The 23,596-nt window shown below is 73.3% G+C and carries 15 protein-coding genes and 1 pseudogene; 8 read left to right on the forward strand and 8 right to left on the reverse strand.

The features are described from left to right. Positions 1-140 precede the first annotated feature (140 nt). The 3 genes and pseudogenes from SPI96_RS09960 to SPI96_RS06520 all read right to left on the reverse strand — a co-directional run. Positions 141-1,727: pseudogene (locus SPI96_RS09960) on the reverse strand (ABC transporter transmembrane domain-containing protein); the annotation flags it as partial. Then, positions 1,652-2,674 carry a cytochrome d ubiquinol oxidase subunit II gene (gene cydB, locus SPI96_RS06515; RefSeq protein WP_321081554.1) on the reverse strand — a complete coding sequence of 341 codons (1,023 nt, stop codon included), beginning with the start codon at positions 2,672-2,674 and terminating at the stop codon, positions 1,652-1,654. The gene cydB and the pseudogene SPI96_RS09960, both read right to left, overlap by 76 nt. Before the next feature lie 33 nt (positions 2,675-2,707). Then, the gene (locus SPI96_RS06520) at positions 2,708-4,288 is read right to left on the reverse strand and encodes a cytochrome ubiquinol oxidase subunit I (protein ID WP_321081555.1); all 1,581 of its coding nucleotides are present in this window, start codon (positions 4,286-4,288) and stop codon (positions 2,708-2,710) included. Positions 4,289-4,504: 216 nt separating this feature from the next. Here SPI96_RS06520 and SPI96_RS06525 point away from each other — a divergent pair, with 216 nt between their 5' ends. The 3 genes from SPI96_RS06525 to SPI96_RS06535 are packed head-to-tail and all read left to right on the forward strand — an operon-like array spanning position 4,505 to position 9,673. Then, the gene (locus tag SPI96_RS06525) at positions 4,505-5,536 is read left to right on the forward strand and encodes a 3-oxoacyl-ACP synthase III (RefSeq protein ID WP_321081556.1); all 1,032 of its coding nucleotides are present in this window, start codon (positions 4,505-4,507) and stop codon (positions 5,534-5,536) included. 25 nt (positions 5,537-5,561) lie between these two features. Next, a complete protein-coding gene (locus tag SPI96_RS06530) occupies positions 5,562-8,600 on the forward strand; it encodes an alpha/beta fold hydrolase (protein WP_321081557.1) in 3,039 nt (1,012 codons plus the stop codon). A gap of 50 nt (positions 8,601-8,650) precedes the next feature. Beyond that, entirely contained in the window at positions 8,651-9,673 is a 1,023-nt protein-coding gene (locus SPI96_RS06535) for an NAD-dependent epimerase/dehydratase family protein (RefSeq protein ID WP_321081628.1), read from the forward strand. A 136-nt stretch (positions 9,674-9,809) separates the two neighbouring features. Here SPI96_RS06535 and SPI96_RS06540 read toward each other — a convergent pair whose 3' ends face one another. Beyond that, the gene (locus tag SPI96_RS06540) at positions 9,810-11,906 is read right to left on the reverse strand and encodes a DNA topoisomerase IV subunit B (protein WP_321081558.1); all 2,097 of its coding nucleotides are present in this window, start codon (positions 11,904-11,906) and stop codon (positions 9,810-9,812) included. A 267-nt stretch (positions 11,907-12,173) separates the two neighbouring features. Between SPI96_RS06540 and SPI96_RS06545 the strand changes: the two genes are divergently transcribed. Continuing rightward, a complete protein-coding gene (locus SPI96_RS06545; protein WP_321081559.1) occupies positions 12,174-12,377 on the forward strand; it encodes a hypothetical protein in 204 nt (67 codons plus the stop codon). Between the two features lie 114 nt (positions 12,378-12,491). On the opposite strand, the gene SPI96_RS06550 is transcribed toward SPI96_RS06545, so the two are convergent. From SPI96_RS06550 to SPI96_RS06560, 3 genes are all read right to left on the reverse strand, one after another. After that, positions 12,492-14,048, reverse strand: coding sequence for an RNA polymerase sigma factor (locus SPI96_RS06550; protein WP_321081629.1), 1,557 nt, complete (start codon positions 14,046-14,048; stop codon positions 12,492-12,494). A gap of 152 nt (positions 14,049-14,200) precedes the next feature. Beyond that, positions 14,201-15,268 (reverse strand): DUF4192 family protein, encoded by a 1,068-nt coding sequence (locus SPI96_RS06555; RefSeq protein WP_321081560.1) that lies wholly within the window; start codon positions 15,266-15,268, stop codon positions 14,201-14,203. A 37-nt stretch (positions 15,269-15,305) separates the two neighbouring features. Continuing rightward, a complete protein-coding gene (locus SPI96_RS06560; RefSeq protein WP_321081561.1) occupies positions 15,306-16,268 on the reverse strand; it encodes a PAC2 family protein in 963 nt (320 codons plus the stop codon). A 211-nt stretch (positions 16,269-16,479) separates the two neighbouring features. Between SPI96_RS06560 and SPI96_RS06565 the strand changes: the two genes are divergently transcribed. From SPI96_RS06565 to SPI96_RS06580, 4 genes are all read left to right on the forward strand, one after another. Next, positions 16,480-18,018: a leucyl aminopeptidase gene (locus tag SPI96_RS06565; RefSeq protein ID WP_321081562.1), complete on the forward strand. Its 1,539-nt coding sequence runs from the start codon at positions 16,480-16,482 to the stop codon at positions 18,016-18,018. Positions 18,019-18,147: 129 nt separating this feature from the next. Further along, positions 18,148-19,527 (forward strand): dihydrolipoyl dehydrogenase, encoded by a 1,380-nt coding sequence (lpdA, locus tag SPI96_RS06570; RefSeq protein WP_321081563.1) that lies wholly within the window; start codon positions 18,148-18,150, stop codon positions 19,525-19,527. 83 nt (positions 19,528-19,610) lie between these two features. Then, positions 19,611-21,293, forward strand: coding sequence for a 2-oxoglutarate dehydrogenase, E2 component, dihydrolipoamide succinyltransferase (gene sucB, locus SPI96_RS06575; protein WP_321081564.1), 1,683 nt, complete (start codon positions 19,611-19,613; stop codon positions 21,291-21,293). 14 nt (positions 21,294-21,307) lie between these two features. After that, positions 21,308-21,652, forward strand: coding sequence for a hypothetical protein (locus SPI96_RS06580; RefSeq protein WP_321081565.1), 345 nt, complete (start codon positions 21,308-21,310; stop codon positions 21,650-21,652). Positions 21,653-21,781: 129 nt separating this feature from the next. Here the strand turns inward: SPI96_RS06580 and SPI96_RS06585 are convergent, their stop codons facing one another. Continuing rightward, on the reverse strand, positions 21,782-23,566 hold the full coding sequence (locus SPI96_RS06585) for a serine/threonine-protein kinase (RefSeq protein WP_321081566.1): 1,785 nt from the start codon (positions 23,564-23,566) through the stop codon (positions 21,782-21,784). Between the last annotated feature and the right edge of the window lie 30 nt (positions 23,567-23,596).

Below are 23,596 nucleotides of genomic sequence, written 5' to 3' on the forward strand. Positions count from 1 at the left end.
GTGGCCCGCACCCCGGCGGCGGAGGCCTCGTCCAGGTGGGCGGTCGGCTCGTCCAGCAGCAGCAGCCAGCCACGCCCACGGGTCGGAGACCCCTGCCCTCCGGCCTCGTCCCGGTGGGCCGCCTCCAGGCGGGCCAGGGCGCGGGCGAGGGCCACACGGCGCTGCTCCCCCGGGCTGAGTTCATGGGGCACGCGGTCGGCGAAGCCGGTGAGGGAGGCGGCGGCCAGCACAGCCTGCCGGGTCGCCTCCGCCAGGGGCCGGCCCGCGGCCAGGTCCAGTTCGGCGGCCACGGTCGGCTCGGTCAGGCGCGGGTGCTGGCCCACCCACACGGTGCGGGCGGGGTCCACCCCGGTCACCGTCCCGGACACCGTGGCCGGGCCTGTCCGCAGCAGCCCGGCCAGCAGGTGCAGCACGGTGGACTTGCCGGTGCCGGAGGCCGAGCCGAACACGGTGAGTGTGCCCGGGGCCAGCGTCAGGTCCAGGCCCCGGACCACCCGGCGGGTGCCGTAAGCGACCTGCACCGAGCGCAGGCGCACGGCGCCGTGGTCCGGCACGGCGCCGTCGTGCCCGGCGTCCTCCCCCGCCCCGGCGGGGGCGGTGAGGGCCGCGAGCGCGGTCGGCGGCACGGGCTCGGCGACGGCGGCCCGCGCCCGAGACTCGGCCTCACGGCCGTCCTCGGAGGCGTGGAACGCGCTGCCGAGGTCCCGCATCGGCAGGTAGACCTCCGCGGCCAGCACCAGCACCACGAGCCCGGCGTGCAGGTCCATCTGGCCGGTCACCAGTCGCACACCGATGAACACGGCCACCACGGCCACGGACAGTGAGGCGATCAGCTCCAGGGCCAGCCCGGAGACGAACGCGGTGCGCAGGGTGCCCAGGGTGGCCACCCGGTAGTCCTCCGAGACCCGTTCCAGGGCCCGGCGCTGCACCCCGGCCCGGCGCAGGCCCACCAGCACGGGCAGGCCCCGGGCCAGCTCCAGCAGGTTGCCGGAGAGCCGGTCCAGGCCGGCTTGGGCAGCGGCGATGCGGTCCTGGGTGTGGCGGCCGATCAACACCATGAAGAACGGCACCAGCGGCAGGGTCAGGGCGAGCACCAGCGCGGACACCCAGTCCTGGGTGAGGATCCACACCCCGAGCACCGGCGGCACCACGGCCGCCGAGGCCAGGGCGGGCAGCACCTGCGTGTAATAGTCGTCCAGGCCCTGCAGGCCGTGGGTCACGAGCACCGCGTCCGCCCCGGAGCGGGGGCGGGAGCCGTCGGCTCCGGCCAGGCGGTGGGCCACCAGCTCGCGGCGCACCTGCACCTGGGCTCCCAGCGCCGCCCGGCGCCCCCACACCCGTTGGCCCCAGTCCGCCAGGGCCCGTGCCGCCACACCGGCACCGCCCAGGGTCAGCGCCCCGGCGACGTCGGCCCAGGGCCCCACCGGGCCGATGGGGGCGGGTGGGGTGAACAGCAGTTCTTGGAATCGGAAGGTGGACTCCGGGTCCAGGGTCATCGGCAGGGCCGTCACCAGGTCTGCGAGGGCCTGGGCGAGCAGGATCCAGCCGAGGGCGCGCAGACCGGCCAGGGATGCCATGACGGCCACGGCCTGGCGGGCCGTGGCCGTCATGGCCGGTCCGCGCCGGGGGGCGCGGGCGGGGGTGGGGTCCGTCACACGGGCTCCACGAGGTGCGGCTCGGGGATGTGCGTCTCCGCGATGCGGCGGCGGAACACCCAGTAGGACCATGCGGTGTAGGCCAGCACGATCGGCACGAACACGAGGCTGATGATCGCCATCAGGCCCAGCGTGTAGCTGCCGGAGGAGGAGATCTGCGCCGTGAGGTTGAAGGCCGGGTCCACCGTGGAGGGGGTCACCACGGGGTACTGGGCCACCATGATCGCCGTCCAGGAGGCGGCCAGGGTCACGGTGGTGGCCACGAGGGCCAGGCCCTCGCGGCGGGCGTGGGCGGCCAGCACGGTGCCGAGCACGGCGGCCACGGCCAGGGCCACGAGCGCCCAGACCCACATGCGGTCGCCGCGGCCGACGACCATGGCGGTCCACACCAGCAGGGGGGCCATGAACACCGGGGGCCAGATCTGCAGGAAGCGGCCGGCGGCGGCGCGGGGGGCGCCGTCGGTCTTGAGCCCGATGAACGCCCAGGCCTGCACGATGGACAGGGCGACAACGGCGACACCGCCGAGCACTGCCCAGCCGGTGAGCCAGGCGAAGGGGCCGCCGACGCGGTCGCCGTTGGCGTCCAGCGGCAGGCCGGTGGTGGTCAGGGCGAGCAGCACGCCCACCGTGAACGCGGCCAGGAACGAGCCCAGGGCCAGCAGGGTGGTCCAGGTGGACCGGCCGCGGTCGGTCTCGGCCTTGCCGCGGTACTCGATGGAGGTGGCGCGCAGGATCAGCCCGAACAGCAGAATGAGCATCGGCAGGTACAGGCTGGAGAGCACGGCGGCGTACCAGGCGGGGAACGCGGCGAACATCGCGCCGATGGCGGTGATGAGCCACACCTCGTTGCCCTCCCACACGGGACCGATAGTGTTCAGCAGCACGCGGCGGCGGCGCTCGTCGCGCCCCCAGACCTTCATGAGCATGCCGACGCCGAGGTCGAAGCCTTCGAGCGCGAGGTAGCCGAGCCAGAGCACGGCGATGATGACGAACCAGTAGACCGGCAGGGCCTCTGCCATGGTGATCAGTCCTTCCTTTCCGTGTCCGGTGGGTCAGTAGGCGAACGCGAGCACGTCGTCGCGGTCGTGGCGGTCGGCGTCCGGGTCGTGGTGCTCGTCCGCGGTGAGCTCGGGCATGCCGGCGGGCACGCCGCCGCGCACGTAGCGGGTCAGCAGGGCGACCTCCACCACGAGCAGCACGCCGTAGACGGCCACGAACGCCAGCAGGGAGGCGAGTACCTCCTCACCGGAGACCCCCGGGGAGACGGCGGCCGCGGTGAACATGTACACCTGGTCCACGCCCATCATCGGGTTGGGGTACACCACGAAGGGCTGGCGGCCCATCTCGGTGAACACCCAGCCGGCGATGTTCGCGGCGAAGGGGGCACCGATGGAGGCGACGGCGAGCGTCATCCAGCCCTTGGAGTCGGGCACGGTGCCCTTGCGGGTCATCCACAGGGCCAGGGCGCCGGCGAGGGCGGCCAGGCCGCCGAAGGTGATCATCAGACGGAAGCCCCAGTAGGTGACCTCCATGAGCGGCAGGTAGTCGATCTCGCTGCCGGCGCGCTCGCCGTACATCGGGTCGTCGGGCAGGTGGGTGCCGTAGCGCTCCTCGTACTGCGGCAGCAGGGTGTTGATGCCGGGCACGGGGGTGGTGAAGTCCTCGTAGGCGAGGAAGGAGAGCAGGCCCGGGATCTCGATGATGCCGGTGACGTCGTCGCAGGTGGTGGCCCCGGGGGTGCTGACGTTGCCGAGGGTCAGCACGGAGAACGAGGTGCCGTCGTGGCACGCGGCTTCGGCGGAGGCCATCTTGGTGGGCTGGAACTGGATCATCTGCTGGGCCTGGGCGTGGCCGGTGAAGGCGGTGCCCAGGAACCCGATGATGGCGACGGCGGCGCCGGCGCGCAGGGAGGTGATCCACACGCGGTGGTCGACGGCGTCGCGGGCCTTGGAGCCGGTGGTTCCGACGACGACGTGGCCGTCGGCGTCCACGGTGTCGATGCCGTCGCGGCGGCGCTTCCACAGGTGGTACCAGGAGATGCCGAGCAGGAACCCGCCGCCCACGGCCCACGCACCGGCGATGGTGTGCGGGAAGTGGGTCATCAGCAGCGGGTTGGTGAGCACCGCGCCGAGGTCGTTGAGCACGGGACGGCCGTCGATCACCTCGTAGCCCACCGGGTGCTGCATGAACGCATTGGCGGCCATGATGAAGTACGCGGACAGGTGCGCGCCGATCACGGCGCACCACAGGGCGGCCAGGTGCAGCTTCTGCGGGACGCGGTCCCAGCCGAAGATCCACACGCCCAGGAACACGGATTCGAGGAAGAACGCGATGAGCGCCTCGAGGGCCAGTGGGGCGCCGAAGACGTCCCCGACGAACCGGGAGTACTCGGACCAGGCCATGCCGAACTGGAACTCCTGGACGATTCCGGTGGCGACGCCCATGATGAAGTTGATGAGGAAGAGCTTGCCCCAGAACTTCGTCATGCGGAGGTAGTGCTCCTTGCCGGTGCGGACCCAGAGGGTCTGCAGGACGACGACGACGAGGCCGAGGCCGATGGTCAGGGGGACCATGAGGAAGTGGTAGACGGTCGTGATGCCGAACTGCCACCGCGCGAGGTCGAGGGGATCCACGGTGCTGTGCTCCTGAAGGAAAGAGATGACTCCGGGCCGTGCGAAGGGGGCCACAGGTGTGCGCCCCAGCGTAACCGCTTCCCCCGGGGCGGCCTGCCCCGTGGCGCGGCGTGGCGCGGCGGAGGTCCGGCACCGGGGCGGCCCACCTCGGCTAGAGTGAGTCGTCGACTCTCCCCCGGGGCGAGTTGTGCCCTGTCCCCGCGCAGATTGGTCCTGGTGACGAACGTGTCCGGCAACGCCCGCTACGAGTACTCCCGTGCCGCCCTCCTGGCGGTCACCGAGGTGCAGGCCCCCCGGGTGGTCACCTCGGAGGATCTGGACGAGCGTCTGGCGGACGTGCTCTCCCGGCTGCGCCTGCCCGGCTCGCTCCTGGAGCGGGTGGCCGGGGTGCGCTCGCGCCGCATGTGGGACGGGACCGAGGACTTCCAGGAGGCCGCCGCCCGTGCCGGCACCGCGGCCCTGGAGCAGGCCGGTGTGGAGCCTGGCCAGGTGGGGCTGCTGGTGAACACCTCCGTCACCCGCGCCACCCTGGAGCCGTCCGTGGCGGTGCGTGTGCACCACCTGATGGGCCTGCCCACCTCCGCCACGAACTTCGACATCACCAACGCATGCCTCGGGTTCGTCAACGGTCTCATGCTGGCCTCCACCATGGTCGACGCCGGCCAGGCCGACTACGTGGTGGTCGTCGCCTCCGAGGACGCCTCGAAGGTGCAGGAGGCCACGATCGCCAACCTGCACGCGGACACCGTGACCCGGGACAACTACATGGAGCAGTTCGCCTCCCTGACCCTGGGCTCGGGGGCCGCGGCCGCCGTCGTGGGCCGCGCCGACCACCACCCGGACGCCCACCGGATCCTGCGCGGGATCACCCGTGCCGGCACAGACCACCACGGTCTGTGCGTGGGCGACCACAACGGCATGTTCACGGACTCGACCGCGCTGCTCACCGACGGCCTCGAGCTCGTCATGGATGCTTGGACGGACACGCCCGCCGAGTGGGGCTGGTCCGGAATGGACCGGTACATCACCCACCAGGTGTCCCAGCTGCACACCACCGCGATCGCCGAGGCCGCGCACCTGTCCCCCGAGCGCATCCCCGTCACCTTCCCCACCCTGGGCAATGTGGGCCCGGCGTCCCTGCCGATCACCCTCGTGCGGGAGCAGGAGTCCCTGCACCGCGGCGACCGGGTGCTGTGCCTCGGTGTCGGCTCCGGCCTGAACACCGCCATGCTCGAGATCCAGTGGTGACCGCACCGACCTGAGGAGTCCCACCGTGCCGCAGATCCCCGCCGCCCCCGCCACCCTGCCCCCCGCCGACCGGCTGCCCGGCTGGGACCCGCTGTGGTCCCGCCTGGTGACCATCCAGTCCGCCGCGGACCCGGCCGGCACCACCCGCACCCTCCACGTGGCCGACACCGGCCCCCGCCTGGCCGCCCTCGGCGCGGAGGTGGTGGGCACGATCGTCGCCGTCCACGGCAACCCGACGTGGTCCTACCTGTGGCGGTCCCTCATGGAGCTGACCGTGCGCCGCGCCGAGCAGGGCCTGGCGGCCTGGCGCGTGGTGGCCCCGGACCAGCTGGACATGGGCTTCTCCGAGCGCCTGGCGCACCCGGCCCACCCCTCCCCCTCCGAGATGGGCCGGCCGGGCAGCACCTACCGGGCCCTGGGGGCGCGGATCGACGACCTCGACGCCCTCACCGCCGAGCTGGGCCTGCTGGACCTGGCCGCCACCGGGCACCCCGTGGTGACGCTGGGACACGACTGGGGCGGCGTCGTCTCCCTGGGCTGGGCCGGCCGCCACCGGGACGTGGTGGCGGGGGTGAGCACGCTGAACACGGCCGTGCACCAGCCCCCGCAGGCCCGCATCCCGGCCCCGCTGCAGGCCGCCCTGGCGGGGCCGGTGCTGCCGGCCTCGACCGTCGCCACCGATGCGTTCATCGCGGTGACCACCTCGCTGGCCACCCCGTCCCTGGCCCCGGAGGTCCGGGCCGCCTACCACCTGCCCTACGGCTCCGCGGAGCGCCGCGGCGGTGTGGGCGGGTTCGTGGCGGACATCCCCGTGGACGCCCGGCACGGCAGCCACGCGGTGCTGCAGGAGGTCGCCGAGGGCGTCCGTGCGCTGGGCGCGCAGGGCACGCCCGCCCTGCTGCAGTGGGGCGCCGACGACCCTGTCTTCCTGGACCGCTACCTGGACGACCTGCGCGAGCGCCTGCCCCAGGCGCGCGTGCACCGCTACGAGGAGGCCGGGCACCTGCTGGTGGACGACCGGGACGTCGCCACCCCCCTGTACGTGTGGCTGCAGCTGCTGCGCGCGGACCTGCTGGACGACCCCGCCTCCGGCCTGCCCGGGCCCGTGCCCGGACACGGGGCCACGGGACACACCGCCGTCTCCCCCTCCCCCACGACGACGTCCGCCGCCCCGGTCCCGCCGGTCGCCGCCGTCGTCGACCCGGTGGCGCCGGTGGGCACCACCGGTGCGGAGGTGGACCTGACCGCGCACCTGGGCGAGGGCACCCCGGCCCCGGCGGCCGCGCCCGCCGTGCCGCGCCTGTGGAGCCACCTGGAGGACTGGGGTGCGCCGGACTCACCGATGCGCGAGTACACCGCGCTTGTGGACATGGCCGGCGCCGAGAGTGCCCGCACCCTGGTGGGCGGGTCCCGTCGGCCGGTCGCTGTGACCTGGGGCGAGCTTCACGAGACCGTCGCCGCGATGGCCACCGGCCTGTGGGCGGCGGGCGTGCGCCCGGGCGACAGGGTCTCCATGCTCGTGCCCCCCGGCCGTGACCTCACCGCCGCGCTGTACGCGGTGGTGCGCGTGGGTGCTGTCGCCGTGGTCGCGGACCAGGGCCTGGGCATCGCCGGGATGACCCGCGCCATGCGCTCAGCCCGGCCACGCTGGGTGCTCGGCCGCACCGCGGGCCTGACCCTCGCCCGCGCCCAGAGCTGGCCCGGCACCCGGATCTCCGTGGCCCCGCTCGGGTCCGCCCAGCGCGCCCTGTTGGGCGTGGAGGACTCCCTCTACGCGATGGTCGAGCGGCACCGGGCCTGCGTGGCCGACGGCCCCGTGGACGAGCTCGGCCGCCCCCTGCCCGAACCGCAGGCCGACGCGGACGCCGCGGTGCTGTTCACCTCTGGTTCCACCGGCCCGGCCAAGGGTGTGGTGTACACACACGAGCGCCTGGGCCACCTGGTGCGCCTGGTGGGCTCCACGCTCGGGGTGGGCCCGGGCTCCTCCCTGCTGGCCGGCTTCGCCCCGTTCGCGCTGCTCGGCCCGGCCCTGGGGGCGGCCTCCGTCTCCCCGGTGATGGACGTGACACGCCCGGCCACCCTGACCGCCCGCGCCCTGGCGGACGCGGCGATCGCCGGGCAGTCCACGGTGCTGTTCGCCTCCCCGGCGGCCCTGGTCAACGTGGTGGACACCGCCGAGGGCCTGGACGCGGACCGCCGCGCCGCCCTGGCCTCGATCTCCCTGGTGCTCTCGGCCGGCGCCCCCGTGCACCCGCTGCTGCTGCGCCGGGTGCGCGAGCTCATGCCCGGCGCACGGATCCACACCCCCTACGGGATGACCGAGGGCCTGCTGCTCACGGACATCGACGGGGACACCGTCCAGGACCTGCGCCGGGCCGAGGACCCCGGGGTGTGCGTGGGCACACCCTTGCCCGGGGTGACCCTGGCCATCGCACCCCTGGCCGAGGACGGCACCGCGGAGGAGGTCCTGCTGGACGCCTCCGACGGCCACGGCGTGCTCGGCGAGTTCGTGGTCAGCGCCCCGCACCTGAAGGACCGCTACGACGCGCTTTGGTTCACCGACCACCAGTCCAAGCGGGACGGGCTCCAGTTGCGCGATGGCCGCGTGTGGCACCGCACCGCGGACATCGGCCACTTCGACGCACAGGGCCGTGTGTGGATCGAGGGCCGCCTGCAGCACCTGATCACCACCCCCCAGGGTCCGCTGGGCCCGGGTGGGCCCGAAGGCACCGTGGACGCGCTCGGCCCGGTGCGCCGCAGCGCCGTCGTCGGGGTGGGCCCAGCCGGCACGCAGGCCGTGGTGGTCGTGGTGGAGCCGGCCGTGCCGGCCAGTCGTCCGCCGCGCCGCCCCGGCCACCACCGGGACGGCCGGCCCAAGCAGGGCCTGGCCCCCACAGCCCTGGCCTCGGCGGTGCGCGCGGCCCTGGAGCCGTTGCCGGTGGCTGCGGTGCTCGTGGCGGACGAGATCCCCACGGACATTCGCCACAACTCCAAGGTGGACCGCCCGCGCGTGGCCCGGTGGGCCGAGTCCGTGCTGGCTGGTGGATCGGCGGCCGGGCTGTGACCGGGGCGTACGGGTACGACGTCGATCTCGACCCCGCAGGGTCCCCGCGCCTGGTGGAGCGGGTCGCCTCACGTCGTGTGCTGGTGACAGGCGCCTCCGGCCTGCTGGGTGCCGGAGTGGCACGCGCCTTGGCCGAGGCCGGCGACGCGGTGACCACGCTGCAGCGCCGCCCCTCCGGGGTGCAGGGAGCCCGGGACGTGCGCGGCTCCGTGACCGACGCGGACGCGGTGGCGGAGGCCCTCGAGGGGGCTGACACCGTGGTGCACGTGGCCGCGAAGGTGTCCGTGTCCGGGCCCGAGGAGGAGTTCGAGACCGTGAACGTGGGCGGCACCGGTCTGCTCGCGGAGGCCGCCCGGGCCCGCGGGGTGCGCCGGTTCGTGCACGTCTCCTCCCCCTCCGTGGCCCATGCCGGCGACTCGATCGTCGGCGAGGGCGCCGGCCCGGCCAGCCCCGAGCGGGCCCGCGGCCCCTACGCCCGGACGAAGGCCGCCGGGGAGCGGCTCGTGCTGGGCATGGACGCCCCGGACTTCCGGGTGCTCGTGCTGCGCCCGCACCTGATGTGGGGCCCGGGCGACCTCCAGCTCACCGACCGCATCGTCCAGCGCGCCCGCGCCGGGCGCATGCCCGTGCTGGGCACCGGCGCCGCGCTGATCGACACGCTCTACACCGGCAACGCCGTGGAGGCCACCGTGGCGGCGGTGTCCGCCGTGGACCACACCCACGGTGAGGCGCTGGTGGTGACCAACGGCGAGCCCCGTCCGGTGGGTGAGCTCGTGCGGCAGATCGCCCTGGCCGGCGGCGCCCCCGAGCCCGAGCGTCGGGTCCCGGCCGGGCTGGCCCGCCGGGTGGGCGCCCTCGTGGAGCGCGCCTGGGAGCGGGACCTGTTCGGTCTGCGCTCCGGGGCCGAGGCCACCGGCGACGGCGAGCCCCCGCTCACCGAGTTCCTCGCCGAGCAGCTCTCCACGGCGCACTGGTTCGACCAGCGCCGCACACGCGAGGTGCTCGGCTGGACGCCGTCGGTCAGCATCGACGAGGGCCTGCACCGACTGGCCGCCTACTACCGCTCCCGCTGACCCCTCACCACTCCCGTGCATGAAACGGGAACTCCCCCGGGCACTTCCGTTCGAGAAACGGGAACTCCCCCGGGCATTCCCGTGCATGAAACGGGAGGGGACGGGCCCACCGCCCGTCCCCTCCCGCGCCTCCCGGTCAGGCGTCGATGCGCTCGCGGTCCAGCTCGTCCGCGTGGGAGACGATGAAGTCCTTCCGCGGGGCCACCGCCGAGCCCATGAGCAGCTCGAACACCTTCTCGGCCCGCTCGAGCTCCCCCACACCGACCCGCCGCAGCGTCCGGTGGCGGGGATCCATCGTGGTCTCGGCCAGCTGGTCCGCGTCCATCTCGCCCAGGCCCTTGTAGCGCTGGATCGGCTCCCGGTACGAGCGACCCTCAGCCTCCAGGCGCGCGAGCGTGCGGTGCAGCTCGGCCTCGGAGTAGGTGTAGATGACCTCCCGCTCCTTCGACCCGCGCGTCACCGCCTCGATCCGATGCAGCGGCGGCACGGCGGCGAACACCCGGCCAGCCTCCACCATGGGGCGCATGTACCGGAAGAACAGGGTGAGCAGCAGCGTGCGGATGTGGGCGCCGTCGACGTCCGCGTCCGTCATCAGGATCACCTTGCCGTAACGGGCGGCGTCGATGTCGAAGCTGCGCCCGGCCCCGCCTCCGACCACCTGGATCAGGGCGGCGCATTCGGCGTTCGAGAGGATGTCCGAGACGGACGCCTTCTGCACATTGAGGATCTTGCCGCGGATCGGCAGCAGAGCCTGGAAGTCCGAGGAGCGGGCGAGCTTGGCGGTGCCGAGGGCCGAATCGCCCTCCACGATGAACAGCTCGGAGCTGGCGACGTCGTTCGACCGGCAGTCGGCGAGCTTGGCCGGCATCGTGGAGGTCTCCAGGGCATTCTTGCGACGCTGGTTCTCCTTGTGGGTGCGCGCGGAGATCCGGGACTTCATCTCGGAGACGACCTTCTCCAGCAGCACGGACACCTGCTGCTTGTCACCGCGCTTGGTGGAGGTCAGCCGGGCGGTGAGCTCCTTCTCCACCACCTTGGCCACGATCCTCCGCACCGCCGGGGTGCCCAGGACCTCCTTGGTCTGGCCCTCGAACTGAGGCTCGGCCAGGCGCACGGTGAGCACGGCGGTGAGCCCGGCCAGGACGTCGTCCTTCTCCACCTTGTCCGTGCCGGCCTTGAGCCGGCGCGCGTTGGCGGTGACCTGCTCCCGGAAGACCTTCAGCAGGGCGGACTCGAACCCGGACTGGTGGGTGCCGCCCTTAGGTGTGGCGATGATGTTCACGAAGGAGCGGGTGACGGTCTCATAGCCCACATCCCAGCGCAGGGCCACGTCCACCTCGCAGGTGCGCTTGACGTCCTGCATCTGGGTGCGCCCGTCCTCGCCCAGCACCGGGATCCGCTCAGTGAAGGTGCCCGAGCCCTGCAGACGCCACACGTCGGTGACGGGCGCCGCGGGGGTGAGATGTTCGGCGAACTCGGCGATGCCGCCGTCGTACTGGAAGACCTCCTCCGCGGGGGCCTCCTGGCCGGCCTCACGACGCAGGTCGCGCACGGTGATGCGCAGCCCCGGGATCAGGTACGCGGTCTGGCGGGCACGGGCGCGCAGGTCCTCGACGGCGAACCGGGCCTCCGGCGTGAAGACCTGCTCGTCGGCCCAGTAGCGGACCCGGGTGCCGGTCCGGCCGCGCGTGGCCCTGCCCACCACCTGCAGCGGGGAGGCGTCCACGGCCGGGGTGAAGGGGGCGTCCGGGGACGGGCGGGCGCCGTCGTCGAACACGCCGGGTTGGCCCCGCCGGAAGGACATCTGGTGGACCTTGCCGCCGCGGGTGACCTGCACGTCCAGCCGGGAGGACAGCGCGTTCACCACGGAGGCGCCCACCCCGTGCAGGCCGCCGGAGGCCGCGTAGGAGCCGCCACCGAACTTGCCGCCGGCGTGGAGCTTGGTGAAGACCACCTCGACGCCGGTCAGGCCGGTCCGGGGCTCGACGTCCACGGGGATGCCGCGCCCGTTGTCCTCGACCTCCACGGAGCCGTCCGGGTGGAGGGTGACCTCGATGGACTGGCCGTGGCCGGCCAGCGCCTCGTCCACGGAGTTGTCGATGATCTCCCAGAGGCAGTGCATGAGCCCGCGCGAGTCCGTGGACCCGATGTACATGCCCGGGCGCTTGCGCACCGCCTCGAGCCCCTCCAGCACGGAGAGGTGGCGGGCGCTGTACTCGGAGGTGGCGGGCACGTGGGGGCCTTTCGAGTCGGGGCGGGGCAGGGCGCCGGCGGCGCAGGGCGGGGACGGTCCAGTGTATCCCGAGCGCCCACGGGGGTCACCGGGGGTCCGGGTCGGTGCGGGCCGCGTGCCCGGGCCGGCGGGGTACGCGCCTGGCGAAACGGGGCGGCACGGGCGGCGCCGCGGGGCCGGCCCTGCCATGCTGTCTGTCCTGACGGGTGCCGTGGCCGCGCCGACGGCTGATCCCGCGCCGCCCGTCCTGAGACCGAGGAGGACCGCATGTCCATCACCGCCACGACCGAGCCGGCCGCCCTCACGCGTGCCGACCGCTGCGACCGCTGCGACGCCCAGGCGTATGTCCGTGCCGTGCTGCCCTCCGGCGGCGAGCTCCTGTTCTGCGGGCACCACGCCCGGGACGTCGAGGGTGCCCTGCGCCCGCAGACCACGCTCTGGCAGGACGAGACCGAGCAGCTGAACGTCTGACCCGCCCATCCGGGCGCCGTGACACCCTGGCCCGAGCACGACGACGGCCCCGGCCCCCCCCCCGCCCCCGGCGGCCCCCCCCCGGGGCGGGCCCCGGCCGTCGTCGTGTGCGGCTCAGTCCAGGTAGTCGCGCAGCACCTGCGAGCGGGAGGGGTGGCGCAGCTTGGACATCGTCTTGGACTCGATCTGGCGGATGCGCTCACGCGTGACGCCGTAGACCTTGCCGATCTCGTCGAGGGTCTTGGGCTGGCCGTCGGTGAGGCCGAAGCGCATGGCCACCACACCGGCCTCGCGCTCGGAGAGCGTGTCCAGCACGGAGTGCAGCTGCTCCTGGAGCAGGGTGAAGGACACGGCGTCCGCGGGGACGACGGCCTCGGAGTCCTCGATGAGGTCGCCGAACTCGGAGTCGCCGTCCTCGCCGAGGGGGGTGTGCAGGGAGATCGGCTCGCGGCCGTACTTCTGGACCTCCACGACCTTCTCCGGGGTCATATCCAGCTCCTTGGCCAGTTCCTCCGGGGTGGGCTCGCGGCCGAGGTCCTGGAGCATCTGGCGCTGCACGCGGGCGAGCTTGTTGATGACCTCCACCATATGCACGGGGATGCGGATGGTGCGGGCCTGGTCGGCCATGGCGCGGGTGATGGCCTGGCGGATCCACCAGGTGGCGTAGGTGGAGAACTTGAAGCCCTTGGTGTAGTCGAACTTCTCCACGGCGCGGATCAGGCCGAGGTTGCCCTCCTGGATGAGGTCCAGGAACAGCATGCCGCGGCCGGTGTAGCGCTTGGCCAGGGACACCACGAGGCGCAGGTTGGCCTCGAGCAGGTGGTTCTTGGCGCGGCGGCCGTCGGCGATGATCAGCTCCATGTCCCGGCGGAGGCGGTAGTCCTCCACGGGGTTCTCCTTGAGCTGGTGCTCGGCGTAGAGGCCGGCCTCGATGCGCATGGCGAGGTCCACCTCCTGCTCGGCGTTGAGCAGGGCCACCTTGCCGATCTGCTTGAGGTAGTCCTTGACCGGGTCCGCGGTGGCACCGGCGACGACGACCTGCTGCACGGGGGCGTCGTCCTCGGAGTTGTCCACCACGAAGGCGCCGCTGACGGGCGTGGAGCGCTCGGCGGGGCCGGGGGTGTCGGAGGCGTCCGAGCCGTCGGCGGTGTCATCCTCGCCGTCCTCGGAGGCCTCCTCGGCGACCTCGTCCGGGTCCTCGACCTCGAGGTCCTGGGCGTCGTCCAGGAGGTCGTCGCCCTCGAGGGCGTCGTCGGCCTTGGCCTTCCTAGTGGTCGCGGTGCGCGTGGTCTTGGCGGCGGCCCTCTTCGCGGGGGCCTTCTTGGCCGGGGCCTTAGCGGCGGTGGTCTTCTTGGCCGCGGTCGCCTTCTTCGCGGCGGTCTTCTTCGCCGGGGTCTTCTCCGTGCCGGCCTCGGCCTCAGTGGCGGCCTTGGTGGTGGTGCCGGCGGTGGTCCGCTTCTTCGCGGCCGTGGTCTTCCGGGCCGCCGTGGTCTTCTTGGCGGCCGTGGTGGAGGCGCCGCTGGTCTTGGCGGCACCGCGGCTGCGGGAGGTGCTGGCCCCGGCGGTGGTCTCCTCCGCGCCGGCCGTGGCACCCTTGGTCGTCGACGTCGTCACTGAAGAGCCCTTCCGTCTGGTTCTGGTCCGCGCCCGGCGCGGAGCACTGCTGTCCATATGCACGTGACCCTGTCAAGCCCGGTGCGGCCGCGAAGGGCTCGCCCCGACGGTTGCAGGGTCGACGGCGGGTCCAACGCCGCACCCCGGGACGGTATTCCCGGACGACGCCGAACCGTGACAGTCTCTCATGCGAGCGGGTCCGACGCCGTTCACGGCAGCGGTCCGTCCGCGTCCGGGCCGTCTGCGCGCCACGCGGTGGCGGGGTCGGCCGCCCAGTCGGCCACGAGCCCAGCATCCGTGACCGCCCGCATCAGCTGTGCCAGCCGGTGCTGGGGGTCCAGGCGGAGCGCCCCGTCCGCGTGGACGCCCGCGGCCCGGCCCTGGCCCCGCGCCCAGGCGACCCAGGAGGCCACCGCGAGCGCTGCGGCCGCGGTCGGGGCCGGGGCGGTGGCGGCGAGGGTGCGGCAGGAGTGCCAGAGGCGGTCGAGCCGCCGCCAGTCGGGGGCGGGCGGCCCGGAGGCGACGAGGAGCTCAGCGATGGCGGCCGGTCCCAGCGTGTCGGCGTCGGGGCCGGCGGCGGCCTGCACGATCAGCCCGTCGCGCCAGAGCGGGGCGAGCAGGCCGGCGCCCAGATGCGGTGCATGCTCGGGGCGGTGAGGTGTGTCCGTGGTGAGCACATGCTCCCAGGCCTGGTGCCAGCGTTCCTGGGCGGTGAGGTCGTCCTCGTCCGGTACCGGCCAGGAGGTCTCGGCGGCGTCGGTGCGGGGCGGCAGGAGGGCGTCGGCGTCGCGCAGGCCCCAGACGGAGCCGAGCCCGATCAGTCGGGCGGAGACGGCGGAGGTGCGTGGGTCCACGGGCACACCGGGGTCGGCCGACTCGGGCCGGTCCCAGCGCCGGGCGCGGCCGCGGCTGACCCACCAGGCCTCGAGGGCGGGCAGTCCGGTGCGGGTGAGGGCGTCGTCCAGGTGGGGCCACCAGGGCGGGGGCGTGGGCTGCTGGCTGAGGCCGACGGCGACGACGGCGTCCGCCCCGGTGTCGCGGCGGCAGGTGCGGGCCACGGCGCGGGCCCAGGCGGTCAGTGCGTCGTCGGTGTGGGGCGGGGTCTCGGGCGGCAGGTCCACCCGGATGACGGCCCGGAGGGTGGATCCGGCCAGGGTGGTCAGCACGATCGAGTCCTCGGGCAGGGTGCCCAGGACGTGCCCGGCGTAGCCGAGGAGGTCGTCCACGCCGCGGGCGCGGACGAGGTCGGAGCAGGGGGCGGTGGGTGTGGTGTCCATGGGCCCAGCCTGGTAGGGCAGGCCGGGGGTGCGCTCGTCAGTGGTGGCCGTCGGTGGATGGGGAGGGGCCGTCCTCGCCCTGTGCAGGACCGGACGGGGTGGTTCCGCTGTCGCGCTCGGCGAGGTAGGCCTCGACGGCGGAGGCGAGCTGGTCGCCGTCGGGCAGGCCGCCGGCGGTCTCCAGCAGCGAGCGCTCCTGCTCCTCGGCGTTCTGGTCGAAGTTCTTCTCGAGGCCCTCGATCATGGTGCGGATCTCCTCGGAGGCGGCGACCTGCCGCTCGAGCTCGGCCTCAACCTCGCGGGTGGCGTCGCGCAGCTCGTCGGTGGGCAGCATCAGGCCCATGGCGGCGCCGGCGTACTCCAGGCCGGCGACGGCGGCCGCCGGGTATGCGGCCTCGGAGACATAGTGCGGCACGTGGACGGTGAACGCGGCGGTGCCGACCCCGGCCTGCTCTGCGCGCACGGCGAGCACCTGCAGGGCCCCTGCGAGCATCTCGGCCTCGGGGCTCCACGTGGACAGGCCCTCCACGGCCTCGCTGCGGGTGCCGTAGGTGGTGACCCCGGGCCGGCGGGTGTGGGGCACGGGCAGGGGGGCGGCGTCGACGAGGGTGAGGTCGGCGACGTCCCAGGCGCGCACGAGCTCCAGGACGGCGGCCACGAACCGCTCCCACTGCACATCCGGCTCGGGGCCGGCCAGCAGCAGGAACGGGTGGCCGAGCAGGTCCTCCATGAGTTCGACGTCCAGGCGGGGCATCCGCAGGTCCGTGAAGCGGTTCTTCTCGAAGCGGATCCGGGGCCGACGGGCGCGGTAGTCGTGGAGCAGGTCGGCGTCGAAGGAGGCGACGGTGCGGTGGTGCAGGCGGTCGCGCAGGGCGGCGCGCACCTGCGAGCCGAAGTGGCCGGCGTCGAGGTGGCCGCTGAGCGTGACGAGCAGGTGCAGCCCCGCGGGCACGGGCGCGTCGGCGTCGTGGCGTGTGTAGAGCTGGGTGGGGTCCTGCACGGGTCCCGCCTTCCGTCGAGGGGTGGCTGCCGGTGTCCGCGCGGCGCCCCGGTGCGGGACGGGCGGCGTCCCCGGGGCAACCACGGGTTCGGCACACGCTATTCCCTGCCCGTGGTCCGCCGCACATGCGGGACTAGGATGACGCAGAACCGGCCCCGTGCGCGACGCGCCGGCGCCGGGCCCCCTCCGTCCCCGGATGAAAGGCTCCCTCGTGATCAGCACGGACCGCCCGACCCTCACCGCCCTGCCCCTCGCGGAGACCACCGCCGACGCCGTCGTGGTGGGCGTGGCCTCCGGCCCGGAGGGGCCGGTGCTGCTCTCGGACGCGCTGCCCGAGGAGCTCGCCGTGGCACTGGACGCCTCCCTGGAGCTACTGGGCGTGCGCGGCCGCGCCGACGAGGTGCACCGCCTGCCCGGTGCCGCCGGCTCGCGCTGGCCGCTGCTCGTGCTGACGGGCCTGGGCTCGCCGGACGCCGAGGGCCGGGTGGGATCGGAGGCCCTGCGCCGTGCTGCCGGGGCCGCGGTGCGTTCGCTGGCCGGCACCGCCTCGGCCGCGCTCGCGCTGCCGGTCTCCACCGAGGAGGAGCTGCAGGCCGTGGCCGAGGGCGCCGCGATGGGCGCCTACGCCTTCACCGCGCTGAAGTCGGACAGGACACATGAGAAGGCCCGCGCCAGCGCCCCGGTGGGCGCCCTGGAGATCGTGGCCGACGGCGTCCCCGCTGAACGCGCCCGGCAGGCCCTGCACCGGGCCCAGGTGATCGCCGACGCGGTGTGCACCGTCCGCGATCTCGTGAACACCGCCCCCTCGCACCTGTACCCGGAGACGTTCGCGGACACGGTGGCGGCCGCGGCCGAGGAGGCCAGCCTGCAGGTGCGTGTGTGGGATGAGGATGCCCTCCGCGAAGACGGCTTCGGCGGGATCCTCGCGGTCGGCCAGGGGTCCTCGCGCCCGCCCCGCCTGGTGCGGATCGAGCACGCACCGGAGGACGCCCGCGCTCACATCGCCCTGGTCGGCAAGGGCATCACCTTCGACACCGGCGGCATCTCGCTCAAGCCCCCGGCCTCGATGATGACCATGAAGTCGGACATGGCCGGGGCCGCCACGGTGTTCGCCGCGGTCCGTGCCGCCGCCCGCCTCGAGCTGCCGGTGCGGGTGACCGGCTGGCTGGCCATGGCCGAGAACATGCCCTCGCACACCGCGATCCGCCCCTCGGATGTGATCACCATGCGCGGCGGCACCACCGTGGAGGTCATGAACACGGACGCCGAGGGTCGCGTGGTGATGGCCGACGCCCTCGTGGCCGCCACGGACGAGACCCCGGACGCCGTCCTGGACGTGGCCACCCTCACCGGTGCGCAGCTGGTGGCCCTGGGCGTGCGGCACACCGGTGTGATGGGCGACGACGCGCTGCGCGACGAGGTCGTGGCCTCCGCCGATCGGGCCGGCGAGCTGGCCTGGGCCATGCCGATCCCGGAGCAGCTGCGCAGCTCCCTGGACTCGCGCGTGGCGGACATCTCCAACATGGGCGAGCGCCACGGCGGCATGATGACCGCCGCCGCGTTCCTGCGGGAGTTCGTCGACGCCGGCCGCCCTGCCGACGAGCGCGAGCAGTCCCCCACCCCATGGGCCCACCTGGACATCGCGGGCCCGTCCTTCAACGAGTCCAGCCCGTACGGGTACACACCGAAGGACGCCACCGGTGTGATGGTCCGCACCTTGGTGGCGTTGTTGCAGGGTCGCGCCGGGTGAACCGGTGCCGGTCCGGGTATGGTGAGTGACGACGTCCGCCCGCCGGGTCCGTTGGCCCGGCGGTCGCGGACCTCTCGGAGGTCCATCGTCGGAGTCACCTTCTCCGACCAGAACACAAGGAGCATCACCGTGGCCGATTCGGCACCCGCTCAGGAATTCGACGTTCTCGTCCTCGGCGGTGGCTCCGCCGGGTACGCCACTGCCCTCCGGTCCGTGCAGCACGGGCTGAGTGTGGGGCTCATCGAGAAGGCCAAGGTGGGTGGCACCTGCCTCCACTGGGGCTGCATCCCCACCAAGGCGTACCTGCACGCCGCCGAGGTCGCTGACGAGACCCGCCACTCCGAGAAGTTCGGTGTGAAGGCGACCCTCGACGGCGTCGACATGGCGAAGGTCCGCGACTACAAGGACGGCATCGTCGCCGGCAAGCACAAGGGCCTGCAGGGCCTGCTGAAGATGCGCAAGGTCCAGGTCATCGAGGGCGAGGGCAAGCTCGTCTCCAAGGACGAGATCGAGGTGGACGGCACCCGCTACAAGGGCAAGAACATCGTCCTGGCCTCCGGCTCCGTGTCCAAGACCATGGGCCTGCCGATCTCCAAGAAGATCATGACCTCCACCGAGGCCCTGGAGCTGGACTACACCCCGAAGTCCGCCATCGTGCTCGGCGGCGGTGTGATCGGCTCCGAGTTCGCCTCCCTGTGGAACTCCTTCGGGGTCGAGGTCACGATCATCGAGGGCATGAAGAACCTGGTCCCCAACGAGGACCCGGCGATCATCAAGGTCCTCGAGCGCGAGTTCAAGAAGAAGGGCATCAAGACCAACCTCGGCACCTTCTTCGACAAGGTCGAGGAGACCGGTGACGGCGTGAAGGTCACCCTCGCCGACGGCAAGGAGTTCGAGGCCGAGGTCTGCCTCGTCGCCGTGGGCCGCGGCCCGAACACCGAGGGCATGGGCTACGAGGAGCAGGGCATCACCCTGGACCGCGGCTTCGTCATCACCGATGAGCGCCTGCACACCGGCGTCGGCAACATCTACGCCGTCGGCGACATCGTCCCCGGCCTGCAGCTGGCCCACCGCGGCTACCAGCAGGGCATCTTCGTGGCCGAGGAGATCGTCGGCAACGAGCCGATGATCGTCGAGGACATCAACATCCCGAAGGTGACCTTCACCGAGCCGGAGATCATGTCCGTGGGCTACACCCAGCCCAAGGCCGAGGAGAAGTTCGGCAAGGAGAACGTCGAGGTCGCCGAGTACAACCTCGCCGGCAACGGCAAGTCCTCGATCCTGGGCACCGGCGGCATCATCAAGATGGTCCGTCAGAAGAACGGCCCGATCGTGGGCGTGCACGGCATCGGCAAGCGCATCGGCGAGCAGATCGGTGAGGCGCAGCTGATCGTGAACTGGGAGGCCTACCCCGAGGACGTCGCCCAGTTCATCCACGCCCACCCGACCCAGAACGAGTCGCTGGGCGAGGCCGCGATGGCCCTGTTCGGCCACCCGCTGCACGGCTGATCCCACCCCGACCCCGCGGGCCCTGATCGGGCCCGCCACGACACCCGGCGAGCCCACCGGCCCGCCATGTGAGGAGAAAGCACATGTCTGAGAACGTCAACCTTCCGGCCCTGGGTGAGTCTGTCACCGAGGGCACCGTTTCGCGCTGGTTCAAGCAGGTCGGCGACGAGGTCGCCGTCGACGAGCCGCTGCTCGAGGTCTCCACCGACAAGGTCGACACGGAGATCCCGTCGCCTTTCGCCGGCATCCTCGAGGAGATCCTCGTGGACGAGGACGAGACCGCCGAGGTCGGCGCCGTCCTGGCCCGCATCGGTGACGGCTCGTCCGCCGCCTCCGGTTCCAAGGACAAGGCCGAGAAGGAGGAGGAGCCGGCCGAGGAGAAGTCCGAGGAGAAGAAGGCTCCCGCCGCCTCCGGCGAGTCCGCTGCGTCCGGCGACGCCACCGAGGTCACCCTGCCCGTCCTGGGCGAGTCCGTGACCGAGGGCACCGTCTCCCGCTGGCTCAAGGAGGTCGGCGACGACGTCGAGGCCGACGAGCCGCTGCTCGAGGTCTCCACCGACAAGGTCGACACCGAGATCCCCTCTCCCGTGTCCGGCAAGCTGCTGGAGATCCTGGTGAACGAGGACGAGACCGCCGAGGTCGGCGCCGTCCTGGCCCGCGTGGGCTCCGGCTCCGCCGCCTCCTCGTCCTCCGAGAAGGCCTCCGCCGAGGAGATCGAGGACAAGGCCACCCAGGCCGCCGACGGCACCGAGACCGAGAAGGCCGCCCAGAAGGCCGAGTCCTCCGAGGCCGGTGCCGGCGAGTCCGCCTCCGAGCCCGGCCGGGGCTACGTGACCCCGCTGGTGCGCCGTCTGGCCCACCAGAACGGTGTGGACCTGTCCACCGTGCGTGGCACCGGCGTCGGCGGTCGCATCCGCAAGCAGGACGTGCTCGCTGCGGCCCTGAACACGAAGGACTCCTCCGAGAAGGCTGCGAAGCCCGCCGAGGAGAAGTCCGCCGCGAAGCCGGCCGCCAAGGCCCCGGCCTCCTCCACGGACACGTCCGTGCGTGGCACCACCGTGAAGGCTCCGCGCATCCGCCAGGTCATCGCCCAGCGCATGCGTGAGTCCCTGGACCTGTCCACGCAGCTGACCCAGGTGCACGAGGTCGACCTCACCCGCATCGTCCAGATGCGCGCGAAGGCCAAGAACGCCTTCCAGCAGAAGAACGGCGTGAAGCTGACCTACCTGCCCTTCATCGCCCAGGCCGTGGCCGAGGCCCTGAAGGCGCACCCGACGCTCAACGCCTCGTTCTCCGCGGACAACAAGGAGATCACCTACCACGGCTCCGAGGACGTCGCCATCGCGGTGGACACCGAGCGCGGCCTGCTGGTGCCGGTGATCAAGGACGCCAGCTCGCTGAGCCTGGCCGGTATGGCCCAGAAGATCGCGGACCTCGCCGACCGCGCCCGCACCAACAAGCTGGGTGCCGACGAGATGTCCGGTGGCTCGTTCTCCATCACGAACTTCGGTTCGGTGGGTGCGCTGTTCGACACCCCGATCATCAACCAGCCGCAGGTGGCCATCCTGGGCACCGGTGCGATCGTGAAGCGTCCGATGGTCGTGGCCGACGCTGACGGCAACGACACCATCGCGATCCGCCACATGATGTACCTGGCACTCACCTACGATCACCGCCTCGTGGACGGTGCCGACGCCGGCCGCTTCCTCCAGACCATCAAGGCCCGCCTTGAGGGTGGCGAGTTCGCGGCCGAACTCGGCCTCTGACGGACGGAGGATCCGTGGACGTCCTGCACAACGCACTCGTCGCCGTGCACATCCTGTCGGCGGCCGCCGTGGTGGGCGGCTGGTTCGCCCACTTCCGCCGTCCGACGGTGACCGCGTCCCAGTGGTGGGGTTCGGTGGGCATGATCGTCTCGGGCCTGGTGCTGTTCGGCTGGGCCATGAGCGGCGAGCCGAACCACATGAAGCTCGGGGTGAAGTTCCTCATCGGCGTGCTCGTGTTCGCGGTGGCCCTCATCGGCCGCCGGCGGGCCGTGCGCACCGGTGAGGTGCCCACGGGCCTGGCCCACGCGGTCGGTGGTCTCGGCCTGGTGAACATCCTGGTCGCGACGCTGTGGGACTGATCTGACCACCCATCCGGGCACGTCACACCACGGATCGGAAGGCCCCGGGGAGTCACACTCCCCGGGGCCTTCTGCGTCTCCCGCGCCTTCTGCGTGCCCGGCGTCTTCCACCTGTCCGCGGGCCGCGTGTCAGCGTGGTCGCACGTCGGCCACCGCCCAGGTGCCATCCGCAGCGGGCACCAGCTCCAGGGTGACGGCCTCGAGGCTCTCGGGGACCTCGTCAGCGGTGCGCCCCCGGGCGTCGAGCAGCCGGTGGGCGGAGGTGGTCAGCCGGGCGGGGACGTGCAGGCCGCCGTGGTCGGCGGGGGTGGGCTCGCCGTCGGGGTCGAGGCGGATCTCGAGCCCGTCGAACCGGTAGTCGCCTTCGGTCAGTTCGCGCTGTACCTGCCGGTCCCGCTCCCATGCGGGGGTTCCCTTTGCTGCATAGGCATCCACGTGGGCCGAGTCCGGGTCCCGCAGCGCCGCCGTGCGCGCGGCGGCCAGGCGCTCCAGCTCGGCGGTCAGCTCGGCGTCCCCGGCGACCGAGTCGGACGCCCTCACCTCCCCTGATGGTGCGGTCTCTGCGGACGGCCCGGTCTGCCCTGACGGTCCGGGCCCCGCTGACGTCGCAGGGCTCCCTTCGGGCTCCGGTGCCGACGGCGTCTCGGACGTGCTCTCAAGCCCCGGTGCCTCCTCATTCCCCGGTGGCTCCTCATGCCCCGGTGCCTCCGCCACTGGCGCCTCCCCGCCCGCCGGTTCCGGGCCGCCACCGGTCAGCGCCGCCCCCAGCGCCACAGCCCCGACGACGGTGGCCGCCCCTCCGAGGGCCGCCAGCCGCGCCCGGGGGCTGGGACCGCGGCCGGTGCGATCCCAGCCTCCCCGAGCGTCACCTCCATGCCCGCGGCCTCCGCGTCCTGTGCCCCACCGGCCTGACCCCCTCCGTCCTGTGCCGGCACGTCCACGGTGCGGCACCGCCGTCGGCAGCAGGTGGGCCACCTCGGAGGGGGCCCCGTGGTGCAAGGGGACGGGTTCGGGCTCCACGGCGGCGTACGCGGCCCGCGCGGCCTCGGCGGCGCTGGGCCGTGCCGCCGGGTCCGCATCCAGGCCCGCCTCGAGCAGGAGGGCGAGCTCCACAGGCACGTCCGGGACGAGCATCGGCAGCGGTGCCCGCCCGGCCGATGCGGCGGGCACACGCCCGGTGAGGGCGAACCAGCCCAGCGCCGCCCAGCCGTACACGTCGGCGGCAGCCCCGAATGCGGGGTCCTCCCCCGCCAGCGGCTCCGTCTGCCCCGCACCGCCGTCGGTCTCCATCCGGGGCTGCCCGTCGGGGCCCAGCTGTTCCGGGGCGAGGAAGCCGGGGCTGCCGCCGGAGCCCTGCGGGCCGCCCACCACCCGGGCCACACCGAGGTCCGCGAGGGCGGGACGCCCGTCCACGGCGAACAGGACGTTCGCGGGGGTGACGTCCCCGTGCACCACCCCGTGCTCGTGCAGGTGGGCGAGGGCCTGGGCGACGGGCACCAGCACGGTGACCGCCTGCGCCGGGGTCAGCGGCCCGGCCTGGCGGACGAGGGACGCCACGGATCCGGCCGGCAGGCGCTCGCTCAGCACACCGGGGCCGCGGTCGGTGTCCACCAGGCCCAGCACCCGCAGCAGGTGGGGGTGGCTGAGGTGCCCGTAGGCGGCGGCCTCGGCGGCGACGGCGGAGGGGTCCTGGCCCGGGCCGGCCACCTTGAGCACGAGCTCGCGGCCGTCCTCGGCGCGCACGAGCCAGATCTCGGCCTGCCCGCCGCGCGCGAGGCGACGCACGGCCTCCCAGCCTTCCACGACCGGCGGCACGGGCGCGCCCCCGGAGGCACACTCGGGGACGTCCTCGAGGGTGCGCTGGGGGCCGTCGTCGGGGGTGTTCGGGCCTGCCTCCCACCGGGATTCCTGCATGGATGCTCCTCGTCGTCAGCTGTGTCCGCG

This window comes from Micrococcus sp. (assembly GCF_034179925.1).
Classification (GTDB): domain Bacteria; phylum Actinomycetota; class Actinomycetes; order Actinomycetales; family Micrococcaceae; genus Micrococcus.